The following is a 10,341-nucleotide window of genomic DNA, read 5'->3' as shown; positions in this document are numbered from 1 at the left end:
GTTCTCCGGGCGCCCCAGGTGGAGGGCCCAAGGTGCCCGGACTTAGCTGAGACAGGACAGGCGGCGAGCTGTCGGTGCTGTTCTGCTGGGCCTTCCTGCTGCTGGTCTTCACCGGCCACGGCGCCTTCGGCCTCGACGGGCTGCTGGCCAGAGTCTCCGCCCGGCGCACGGCCGCGCGCGGCGGTGCGGCCGAACAGCGGACGCCCGTGACCGCCTGATCCACCCCGTACTGCCGCACCGGGGGCGGTGACGAACACTTGAGCCCCCGGTGCACCTTCTGTCACTCTCGCCGCGTACGCTGTATGGCTGTTCACCAGCCGCCCCTGCCGCTCCCCCGCGACGTCGCGGCACGGTCGGCCCACGGGGGGGGAGTCAGGGGAGTACGCGGTGCTGGAGAGTGTGGCGAAGGTGGGGTCGCTCACCGCCACTCCTTGGATCTACGTCGTGGTGGCGGTGTCCGTCCTGCTCGACGTGTTCCTGCCGGTGCTGCCGAGCGGCGTACTCGTCGTCACCGCGGCCACGGCCGCGGCCGCCGGCACCGGCGCGGCCACCGGCCAGGTCCCCCACGGCGTCCCCGACATCCTCGCGCTGATCCTGTGCGCGGCCACGGCCTCGGTGCTCGGAGACCTCGTCGCCTACCGGGTGGCCCGGCGCGGCGGCGAGCGGCTGGACCGCGCGATCTCCCGCTCCCGCCGGCTGAGCACGGCGCAGGAACGACTCGGCGCGGCCCTGTCCCGGGGCGGCGGCGCACTGGTCGTACTGGCCCGCTTCGCCCCCGCCGGACGCTCGGTCGTCTCCTTCGGCGCGGGCGCCACCCACCGACGCGTACGCGAGTTCCTGCCCTGGTCCGCGCTGGCCGGCCTGTCCTGGGCCGCCTACAGCGCGGCCCTCGGCTACTACGGCACCCGCTGGCTGGGCGCGGCCTGGCTGGCGACGGGCGTGTCGGTGGGGGCCCTGTTCGCGGCGGGCGCGGGAGCCGCGTACCTCATGCGCCGCACTCCTGGCGCCCCGGAGGGGGCCTAGCGCGGGCGGGCGCCGGGCCGCCCAGGGGGATCACCGCTCGTCAAGCGTCCGCGGCAGCGCCGTCCTCCGGCCGCGCCCGCGCGACGGAGCCGCGCATCGGCGCGGCTCCTCGCCCCTTGCGGGCACGACCCGATCAGGACACGGCCGGCGTCAGGCCCAGTGGTCGGACACCCTCGGGCGGAAGCGGCGGTACAGCACCGCCCCTGCCGTCAGTGAGATCAGGCTCGCGGCCGCCGGCGCCCAGGGCATGTCCGCTCCGGTGTGCGCGAGGGTGGGGGCGGTCCGCTGCCCGACCACCGTGGACCGGTGGACCTGGGTGGCGGGCCGGGTGTGCGCCCGTGGCTCGGAGACCGGGCCGGTGTGCGGGCCGGTCTGCGGGCCGGTCTGCGGGCCGGTCTGCGGGCCGGTCTGCGGGCCGGTCTGCGGGCCGGTCTGCGGGCCGGTCTGCGGGCCGGTCTGCGGGCCGGTCTGCGGGCCGGTGACGGACTCGTTGCCGAAGACGGGGTTGCCGACACCCACCGCGTTCACGCTGTTGCCGCTGAGGTTCACGGGCAGGTGGACCGGAAGCTGGAGGCCGTCGCCGGAGAGAACGCCCGGCGAGTCGTGCGTGACGCCGGCGGCCGTGGCCCCACCCGACGTCGTGGAGCCCGCGCTGCTGGCGACCGGGGCACCGTGGTTGGCGCAGCTGTTGCCCATGGCGGGGTTGAGCAGCCCGACCAGGTTGACGGTGTTCCCGCACACGTTCACGGGGACGTCCACCGGCACCTGGATGCTGTTGCCGGAGAGAACCCCGGGCGAACCGCTCGCGGCACCGTCCGCGGCGGAGTCGGCGTACGCCGTCCCCCCGACCGCCATCGCACCGGAGGCGACGGCCATGGCAATCACACTGTTTCGGGTAGACCGCTTCATGGGTTCCCTGCCCTTCAGACGCGTCGCGGGCACTCACCCACGTCAGGTCGAACACTCACAAGGTGAAGAGATTTGACGGTCCGCCACATCTCTTCCGGTACTTACTTGGTACTGCTACTGGTACTGGCAGTCGTAGTGGCCGGGCGTCCTGTGCCTCGCCCCACGGGCCGGGCGCTCAGAACGCCGCGTTGTTGCAGCCCATGGTCGAACCGAGGTGGCTCTGCTGGGCGCCGGGGTCGCCCTCTCCGTTGAGCAGGTTGCCCGCCAGCCCGGTGGCACGGCCACCTGTGGGGCGACCTGCGGCATGACCTGGGGCATCACCGACCATACAGCGGAGTTGATCGCTCGTCGCGATTGAGCAGAAGCTAACAGTAGTCACGCTGTGGTCCCGCATCGGGCATCCCTCCTGAGGGGGACATCGCCGCGCAGATCACCCGTTGGATGCCAACTGGCAGCGGAGCATGATGAATTACCCAACATCTGCCAATCGGGCCGAGGCCGGGTCAGGAGAACGCCGGCTCCACGAGCCGGGAGTGATCGCGGGCGGGCACGGAGAGGATCAGGTCCCGCAGTCGTTCGACGTACTGCCGCACGTTCTTGTACGCGATGCCGGTGTCCGGGTAGCGGCAGGCGAACCACAGCCCTTCGTTCAGCCGGTTGACCCAGGCGCACAACTGGTCGCCGTACGACACCCGCATCAGCCCGTACGCCTTCTGCTCGGCCCAGTCGGCGGAGCCGGGAATGGACCGGGCGTCCACGTACGAGATGATCGAATACAGGTCGGGCGAGGTCGGACGGAAGTCCGTGCCGAGCAGCCGCAGTACGCGGGCCAGCGGAATGCGCGCCAGCGTGCGGTTGGCCCGCAGCTCGGCGCGGACCGTACTCATCGCGCTGTCCAGGTCCGGCACCGCGGGCACCTCGATCGGGGCGCCGCCGACGTACCAGCCCACGGAGTCCGACCAGGCGGACTTCAGCCGGGTGTGGAACGGCACGACCGTGCGGTAGACCGGCTGCCCGCCGAGTTCGTGGACGATCAGGCTGGTCGCGGCCAGGATGCCCACCAGGCTGCCGCCGTAGGGCCGGCAGTGCGCCTCGAACGCGGCGGCCGCGTCCGCGTCGACCAGCGGCTCGCACAGAAGCTTCTGGGTGGGCAGCTTCCCGCCGGGGCGCAGGCCGAGGTCGACGGGGAACTCCGGGAGCCTCCCGTGGCACCGGGCGATGAACTCCCGCCAGCGCGCGACGATCGCGTGGGTGTCGCCGATGCCGTCCGCGTTCGCCCGCTCCTGCTCGCAGAAGTCGACGTAACTGCCCGCGGGCGGGCTGCTGACCGGCTCTCCCGTGACGTCCGCCGTGTACCGCGCGGAGATCTCCCGCGGGATGCGCTGGATGGAATAGGCGTCGACATTGGTGTGGTCGAAGGCCAGGTACACACTGGTGGAGTCGTCGCGGACGACCGCCGCGTAGATGAGGTTCGGCCACTCGAGCGCGTCCGCGGCGGCGTCGAACCGGTCCTGCAGGTACCGGGCCAGCGCTCCCGGGTCGGTGAAGTCGCCGACCACCTCCCGGCGCAGCGCCACGTCGTCCTCGTCCAGCGTGAACCGGTGCATGTCGTCACCGGCCCACCGGAAGCCGCTGCGCAGCGTCTCGTGCCGCAGCGTCCAGCCGCGCAACGCCCGTTCCAGTGCGTCGAGGTCGGCTCTGCCCGGCAGGTCGAAGGCCGCGCCGAGCCAGGTCGGCACGAAGAGTCCGTCCCGCCGCACCGAGCGGGCCGTCCTGATGTGCGACTCCTGGATGTACGCCGGTGGCCTCGGGTCCGGCGGCAGCGCCGCCGCGGCCGCGACGGTCGCCGGGCTGAACCTCCACTCGACGAGCCGTCCGGGCCGGATCTCGCAGCGCTGGATGTCAGAAACTCGCACGGTGGCGTCTCCTTCGCAGAAGACACCAGCTTGATGACGAGGGGGCCGTAAGCGTGCGACGGTCGCTGTGTCGTCGGCTTTTCAGCGGGATGTGTGACACCTCGAACGGGGAAGCGGCCCGCCCGGCTCGTGCCGCCGCGGCCGCCCTCCGGTGGTGATCTTCCGGCTCCCGCCGGTCAGTTCGCCGTCCGCCCGGCCCGGCCCCGCACCTCCAGCCCGTCCAGCAGTTCCGCGGTGGCGCCCGCGATCACCTCCACGGCGTGGTCGAAGACCTCCTGGTTGTGCGCGGCGGGCGCGCGGAAGCCCGAGACCTTCCGCACGAACTGCAGCGCCGCCGCCCGGATCTCCTCCTCGGTCGCCTCCTCGGGCAACGCGGGCGGACGCAGTGTCTTGATGCTCCGGCACATGTCCCCAGTCTCTCCCGTCCTCCCCGGAGGGAATAGCTCCGCTCCGGTTCCTCTTGCACCGGCCATGACCCCAGTGCACGTCACCTACCTCGGCGGCCCCACCGCCGTCCTCGAGCTGGCCGGGCTGCGCCTGCTCACCGACCCGACCTTCGACGCCCCCGGCGCCTACCCGATCGGCTCGCGCGAACTGGTCAAGACGGCCGGCCCGGCCCTGCCGCCCACCGACGTGGGCGCGGTCGACGCCGTACTCCTCTCCCACGACCAGCACCCCGACAACCTCGACCGCTCCGGCCGTACGTACCTCCAGCACGCCCCTCTCGTCCTCTCCACGCCCGCCGCCGCGTCCCGCCTCGGCGGCCCCGTCCGCGCCCTGGCCCCCTGGGAGCGCGCCGAACTCCCCCTCCCCGCCGGCGGCGCCCTGCGGGTCACCGCCGTCCCCGCGCTGCACGGCCCGCCGGGATCCGAACCCCTCGTCGGCGAGGTCACCGGCTTCGTCCTGTCCGGCGACGGGCTGCCGAAGATCTACGTCAGCGGCGACAACGCCTCCCTCGGCCTGGTCCGCGAGATCGCCGGCCGCGAGGGCCCGTTCGACGTCGCCCTGCTGTTCGCCGGCGCCGCCCGCACCCCGCTCGTCCCGGACGCCCCGCTGACCCTCACCAGCGAGCAGGCCGCCGAGGCGGCCCGGATCCTCGGCGCCCGCCAGGTCGTCCCCCTGCACTTCGAGCACTGGGCGCACTTCACCGAGGACGGCGCGAGCCTGGCGAAGGCGTTCGCCGAGGCGTCGCTCACCGACCGCCTGCACCTGCTGTCGCCGGGTGCGTCCGTCACCCTGTGAACCCGGCCCGTCGGCTCAGCGGCCCGCGAGGTCGATCCGCCAGTCGTTCGACGTCATCCAGTGCCCCTTCGGATACTCGAAGTCGACCGGCCCGAGCAGGGTGAACCCGGCCCGCCGGCACACCGCGTTGGAGGCGGCGTGCCCGGCGCCCGGATACGCGTGCAGGTACCGGTGCCCGCCGGCGGCCCGCGCCTCGGCCACGAGTGCCCGGGCCGCCCGGACGGCCAGCCCCCGCCCCTGGAAGGCGGGCGATATCGCCCACCCGGTCTCCCACACGGTCCCGCCGCGCCACTCGCGCTCCCAGAACCCGGTGGACCCGGCGGTCTGCCCGTCGCCCGCGAGCACCACCCGGTACATCCGGCCCGCGCTCAGGTCCAGATACCGCCGGTGCCGCGCCACCAGCTGCTCCTCGGTCTCCGGACCGCCCAGGTGGGCGGTCATCTCCGGGCTGTTGTGCAGCTCGAGCAGCCAGAAGTCGCCCTCCGCCCAGGGCTCCAGCCGTACGTCACGCTCCGCCACCTCATCCATGCCGTCACCGTAGAGCAGGGGTCTGACAACGCGAGGAGCACGCGGGGCAGGCGGGGCCCGCGCACGATCCATGGGGCGTCCCCCTCGAACACACGAACCCGTCGAAGCGAGTCGCGCCCCAAAATCGAACAGGCGTACCATTGGGCCGTGGCTACGTCCTATGACTTCCCGAGTGACCTCCTCGCCGGTCAGGAGGAGCTGCATCAGGTCCGGGCCGAGCTGTCGGCCCTGCTCAAGCGGCTGCCCTGGGCGGTCGTACCGCTCGACGGCTTCAGCGACGACGGCGGCTGGCGCAAGGTGGAGCGCCCGGCCTCACCGGGCTGGACCGCCGACGAGCAGGCCGAGGTGGAAAAACTCCGCCGCCGGGAGCACGAACTCGCGGTGTTCGTCACCACGCACCGATACTGGGCGCAGTTCACCGGCCCGGACGGCATCGACGCCCGCAGCCGGCTGAAGCACGCCCACGAGGCGCCGGAGAGCAAGGACGAGGACGCATGATCTACCACGTGGTACCGCTCGCCGAGTGGACCGCCGACCCCGACCGCCCCTACGCCCCCGCGTCCCTCGCGGACGACGGCTTCGTGCACTGCTCCCCGGACGAGCCGACCACCCTCGCGGTCGTCAACGCCTTCTACCGCACCGCCCCCCGCCCCCTCCTGGCCCTCGTCCTGGACGAGTCCCGCCTCACCGCCCCGCTGAAATGGGAACGGGCCGCCCCGGCCCCACCCCCCGGCGTCCCCACGGGCACCCCCTTCCCCCACGTCCACGGCCCCCTCGACCGCGACGCCGTGACCAGCGTCAAGGAGGTCTGCTTCGACGAGCGGAACCGGGCAACGGGTTTGCGGGACACTCCCCCGGGCAAGGTAGGCTGTCGGCTCGACCCGGGTGCGTAGCTCAGGGGTAGAGCGCCTGCCTTACAAGCAGGATGTCGGCGGTTCGAAACCGTCCGCGCCCACCGACAGCAAGGACGAACACCAGGCCCAGGCCGCGGGACGCACCGCCGCCTGGGCCTTCGTCGTGCCACGGGCCCGGCCGTGCCGCCCGCCCGGGGGCTACCCCCACCCCCGACCCGGTAGTGGGCCGGATTCTCCCCCGGCGGGCTGGTTCCTAGGGTCGTTGGTGTGCGGGCCGCAGTGGCCCGTGCGCGGGGCCGGAGCGGTCCGGTGGACGGGGAGGTTGTCGTGGGGCGGCGTAGCGCGGGACAGGTTTTCGGGGGTGTGGCACTGGCCGGGGTGCTGGTGGCCACGGTTGCCGGGTGCGGGGCTTCCGCCGGGGACGACAGGCATCCCGAGCACCGGGCGTTCGCCCTGCGGGGGCACACGCTGACCGTGGACTCGGACGACTCGGCGCTGGAGATCGTCGCGGCCGACGGGAACAAGGCGGGGAGCGTCGCGGTGACCCGGTGGTTCCAGGGGTCGGTGGTCGTCGGGGGCGATCCCAAGGTGACCTGGGCGATGAAGGACGACCGGCTGGTGCTGCGGGTGAAGTGCTCGGGGATCGTGGCCGACTGCTCGGCCAAGCACCGTATCGAGGTCCCGCGCGGGGTCGTGGTGAAGGTGGAGGACGAGGACGGGAGCGTGGTGGCGCGGGGGTTCAGGGACGCGCTGAGCGTGCGTACGGCCGACGGGTCGGTGCACGTCACCGACTCCACCGGCCCGCTTGAGCTGCGCTCGCAGGACGGCTCGGTGCGCGCGGAGGTGTCCTCGCGGCGGGTGCGGGCGACCACCGTGGACGGGTCGGTGCGGCTGGAGCTGGGTGCGGTGCCGGACCTGGTGGACACGCGGTCCTCCGACGGTTCCGTGAGCCTGGCGCTGCCGCACGCGTCGTACAGGGTGACGACGAGCACGGGCGACGGCTCGGTGAACGTTTCGGTGCCGCGCGACGACTCCAGCGCCCATGTGGTGTCGGCGCGCACGGACGACGGTGCGGTCACGGTGCGTACGGTGAACTGACCGGCCCGTGTGTTCGTCCTGTACGGGTGGGAGAATGAACTCCACGCAGGCGGACCACGGTACGGGAGAGGGATGTGACGGCCACACCGGCGACTTCGGCGATCCGCGCGGCATCGGCGACACCTCGGCAGCCGCACTCGCCGTTCGCACGGCGGCCCCGGCCCCGCCCCCGGACGCGCGGCGCTCGTCCCGCGCGTGACGTCCTGGCGCTGATGGGCCTGCCCGTGCTGGTGGCGCTCGCGCTGCCCGCCGCGTTCGCCGGGGGCGGCACGCGGCGCTGGTTCGGCGGCCGGGCGGAGAGTGAGCGGGCGCAGGCGCAGGCGGCGAAGGACGCGGCGGCGGCCGCGTTCTACGAGCTGGACACCGCCCAGCGCGATCTGCGGATCTCGATGGAGACGATCGCGGCGGTGGACGACTCCCCCGCCGCGCGGCGCGCGCTGGCGGACTTCGAGGCGCTGGGCCGGCGCATCGACGAGGTGAGCCAGGGCTACATCCAGGCGGTGGACGCGCGGGACCTGGACCGGGACGACCTGGACGCGGCGGCGGCGGCGCGCTCGCGCACGGAGCTGACGCGGGCGAAGGACGAGCTGGAGAACGTCCGGCGTGAGCTGGACCGTTTCAGCAGCGGTCTGGCCCCGTTGCTGGGCAAGGCGGAGACCGAGCTGGCGCGGCTGGCGCCGGCCGTGGAGCGGGCGCGTCAGGCGCTGCGCGCGGCGAGCGGCGCGCTGGACACGGCGCGGGGTTCGGGGCTGCGGGCGGACGATCTGGCGGCCCGGCTCGCGGCGCTCGCGCCGGAGCTGACGATGCTGAACCAGGGCGCGGCGCGGCACGGCGCGCGGCCGACGCTGGAGCGCGCCGAGCGGGTGGCGCGGGAGGCGGAGGCGGTGCGGGCGGAGGCCGCGCGGCTGCCGGAGCGGGCGGCGGAGGTCGATCACCGGCTGGTGTCGCTGCGGACCAGGGCGCAGGCGCTGACCACGCGGGCGGGGCAGGTGGAGCCGGTCCTCAGTGAGCTGCGGCGGCGGTTCACGGCCGCGTGCTGGCAGGATCTGCAGCAGGTGCCGGAGCAGGCCGCGCAGAGTGTGCGGCAGGCGGAGGCGAAGCTGAGGGACGCGCAGGCCGCCCGGGACGCGCAGCGCTGGGCGGACGCGACGGCGCTGCTGTCGACGGTGCGGGCGCTGCTGAACTCGACGGACGAGGCGGTGTCGGCGGCCGGTGACCGGCTGGCGCGGCTGAACGCGGTGCAGAAGGATCCGCAGGCGGAGATCGAGCGGACGCGGTTCGCGGTGCGCGACGCGCAGCGGCTGGCGATGACGGGCCGTACGACGCCGGATCCGCGCCATGCCCGTCCGCTGGACGAGGCGGTGGCGCGGCTGGAGCGAGCGGTCGCCGCCCTGGAGGGCCGCCACCCGGACTACTGGAGTTTCCTGACGGAGACCGGTGCGGTGCGGGAGACGGCGGCCCGGGTGGTGACGCGGATCCGCGAGGAGCGGGGAGCCGGTCACTGAGGGCCCGCTCCCCGCTCGCCGGTGTCCGCGTCAGGTGCGGTAGGCGTAGTACGCGGCGTTCGGGTACGACGCGATGAGGCTCGCCACCGACCTGTTGTAGGTGTTGGTGGAGTGGTACGACACGTACGGCACGCCCTGCGGGCTGCGGTACGTGACGATCATGGTGTGGTCCTTGGACCCGTCCCTGTTGAAGTCCATCTGGATCACGTCGCCGATGTCCGCCTGGTAGACGTAGGCGAGCGGGGTGACTCGCTTGGAGGACAGGGCGAACCAGGAGAACTCGTTCACGCCGACGAACGAGTCGGACTGGATGTCGGCGTTGCCGAACCACTTGTGGAAGTCGTACGTGTAGCCGGGCACGTGCTTCCAGCCGCCGGCCTTCAGGGTCTGGCTGACGAAGTTGGTGCAGTCGCCGCCGGCTCCCTGCCCGTTGAAGTCCGGGTAGTCCGGGTTGTAGTTGTTCCAGTACTTCTGCGCGTACGCGACCATGGCCTTGTAGTCGTACGTGCCGGAAGTGGTGTTCTTCGCGTTCGCGGGGGCGTAGCGCGCGGTGGACGCGCGGGGTGCCTCCGGCGGGTTGTCGTCGTTGCCGGTGGCGGCGACGGCCGGCTTCGGCGCGGCGACCTGGTTGACGGCCACGCCGTCGTCGGTGTCGCGGATGCCGGTGAGCTGCCAGTTGCCGTGGTCGTCGGCCCTGAACGACAGCTCGTGGTGGGCCTGGAACCCGGTGGTCTTGGGCTCGTTGCCGCGGACCTTCTCGTAGGTCAGGGTCGTGCTCTCGGTGACGGCGACCTTGGCGTTGCGGCCCTTGACCTGGGTGGCGTCCAGCGTGACGGTGGTGCTGCCCGCGCTGTACTTCTCGCCGAGCTGGGCGAGACGGGACTTGCGGCCGCGCAGCTGGGTGAGCGCGGAGCTCTCCTGGCGGGTCTGGGTGCCGGACAGCCGCACCTTGCCGGAGAAGCCGGAGGTGTGCCGGTGCCGGTCCTTCTTCCCGCTGCCGTCGTCGACCAGGGCCTGGGTGCGGTCGGTGAAGACCGCGTCGGCCAGCTTCTGGAAGGTGGCCTTGGTCGCCGCGTCCACCGTCGGGTCATCGGTGACGGCCGCGCCCGCGCTCCAGTTGGGCACGAGGGCCACGCCGGCCACCAGGGAGGCGGCGGCCGCCGACACTATGGTGACGCGGCGCCGCTTACGGCTCAGTTTTCTTGATTTCAATCTTCGTTCCCCTCTACGCCGGTACACCTACCGGGCAGTTGGCATCCTCCCACG

The 10,341-nt window shown here is 73.0% G+C and carries 14 protein-coding genes and 1 tRNA gene; 9 read left to right on the top strand and 6 right to left on the bottom strand.

The window, feature by feature from the left end:
- Positions 1–74: 74 nt before the first annotated feature.
- Positions 75–218, top strand: a complete 144-nt coding sequence (locus IE217_RS22775; RefSeq protein WP_373298103.1) for a hypothetical protein — start codon at positions 75–77, stop codon at positions 216–218.
- Positions 219–387: 169 nt separating this feature from the next.
- Positions 388–1,023, top strand: coding sequence for a DedA family protein (locus IE217_RS22770; protein ID WP_190179763.1), 636 nt, complete (start codon positions 388–390; stop codon positions 1,021–1,023).
- Positions 1,024–1,173: 150 nt separating this feature from the next.
- Here IE217_RS22770 and IE217_RS22765 read toward each other — a convergent pair whose 3' ends face one another.
- The 4 genes from IE217_RS22765 to IE217_RS22750 form a co-directional block, all read right to left on the bottom strand.
- Complete coding sequence (locus tag IE217_RS22765; protein ID WP_308432762.1) at positions 1,174–1,899, bottom strand: chaplin; 726 nt, start codon at positions 1,897–1,899, stop codon at positions 1,174–1,176.
- Positions 1,900–2,107: 208 nt separating this feature from the next.
- Positions 2,108–2,260 carry a hypothetical protein gene (locus IE217_RS22760; protein ID WP_190179780.1) on the bottom strand — a complete coding sequence of 51 codons (153 nt, stop codon included), beginning with the start codon at positions 2,258–2,260 and terminating at the stop codon, positions 2,108–2,110.
- Positions 2,261–2,435: 175 nt separating this feature from the next.
- Positions 2,436–3,848 carry a condensation domain-containing protein gene (locus IE217_RS22755; protein WP_190179761.1) on the bottom strand — a complete coding sequence of 471 codons (1,413 nt, stop codon included), beginning with the start codon at positions 3,846–3,848 and terminating at the stop codon, positions 2,436–2,438.
- A gap of 176 nt (positions 3,849–4,024) precedes the next feature.
- Positions 4,025–4,255: a DUF2277 domain-containing protein gene (locus IE217_RS22750; protein WP_190179760.1), complete on the bottom strand. Its 231-nt coding sequence runs from the start codon at positions 4,253–4,255 to the stop codon at positions 4,025–4,027.
- A 64-nt stretch (positions 4,256–4,319) separates the two neighbouring features.
- On the opposite strand from IE217_RS22750, the gene IE217_RS22745 reads away from it, so the two are divergent.
- Entirely contained in the window at positions 4,320–5,090 is a 771-nt protein-coding gene (locus IE217_RS22745) for an MBL fold metallo-hydrolase (protein ID WP_190179759.1), read from the top strand.
- A 15-nt stretch (positions 5,091–5,105) separates the two neighbouring features.
- Here IE217_RS22745 and IE217_RS22740 read toward each other — a convergent pair whose 3' ends face one another.
- Complete coding sequence (locus IE217_RS22740) at positions 5,106–5,618, bottom strand: GNAT family N-acetyltransferase (RefSeq protein WP_229865505.1); 513 nt, start codon at positions 5,616–5,618, stop codon at positions 5,106–5,108.
- Between the two features lie 147 nt (positions 5,619–5,765).
- Between IE217_RS22740 and IE217_RS22735 the strand changes: the two genes are divergently transcribed.
- From IE217_RS22735 to IE217_RS22715, 6 genes are all read left to right on the top strand, one after another.
- Positions 5,766–6,116, top strand: a complete 351-nt coding sequence (locus IE217_RS22735; RefSeq protein WP_190179757.1) for a DUF8825 domain-containing protein — start codon at positions 5,766–5,768, stop codon at positions 6,114–6,116.
- Complete coding sequence (locus tag IE217_RS22730) at positions 6,113–6,511, top strand: DUF952 domain-containing protein (RefSeq protein ID WP_190179756.1); 399 nt, start codon at positions 6,113–6,115, stop codon at positions 6,509–6,511. Before IE217_RS22735 ends, IE217_RS22730 begins: the two co-directional genes overlap by 4 nt.
- Positions 6,502–6,573, top strand: a tRNA-Val gene (locus IE217_RS22725). The genes IE217_RS22730 and IE217_RS22725 overlap by 10 nt, the downstream gene beginning before the upstream one ends.
- A 262-nt stretch (positions 6,574–6,835) precedes the next feature.
- Positions 6,836–7,570 carry a DUF4097 family beta strand repeat-containing protein gene (locus IE217_RS22720; protein ID WP_229865503.1) on the top strand — a complete coding sequence of 245 codons (735 nt, stop codon included), beginning with the start codon at positions 6,836–6,838 and terminating at the stop codon, positions 7,568–7,570.
- A gap of 34 nt (positions 7,571–7,604) precedes the next feature.
- Positions 7,605–7,769, top strand: coding sequence for a hypothetical protein (locus tag IE217_RS34845; RefSeq protein WP_229865502.1), 165 nt, complete (start codon positions 7,605–7,607; stop codon positions 7,767–7,769).
- Between the two features lie 13 nt (positions 7,770–7,782).
- Positions 7,783–9,075 (top strand): hypothetical protein, encoded by a 1,293-nt coding sequence (locus tag IE217_RS22715; protein ID WP_229865500.1) that lies wholly within the window; start codon positions 7,783–7,785, stop codon positions 9,073–9,075.
- Positions 9,076–9,105: 30 nt separating this feature from the next.
- Here IE217_RS22715 and IE217_RS22710 read toward each other — a convergent pair whose 3' ends face one another.
- Positions 9,106–10,221 (bottom strand): amidase domain-containing protein, encoded by a 1,116-nt coding sequence (locus tag IE217_RS22710; RefSeq protein ID WP_229865511.1) that lies wholly within the window; start codon positions 10,219–10,221, stop codon positions 9,106–9,108.
- Positions 10,222–10,341 lie beyond the last annotated feature (120 nt).

It is taken from the genome of Streptomyces naganishii JCM 4654, assembly GCF_014650575.1.
Lineage (GTDB): Bacteria > Actinomycetota > Actinomycetes > Streptomycetales > Streptomycetaceae > Streptomyces > Streptomyces naganishii.
Note: the sequence above shows the minus strand (reverse complement) of the source record. Positions and strands in the feature narration are given on the sequence as shown.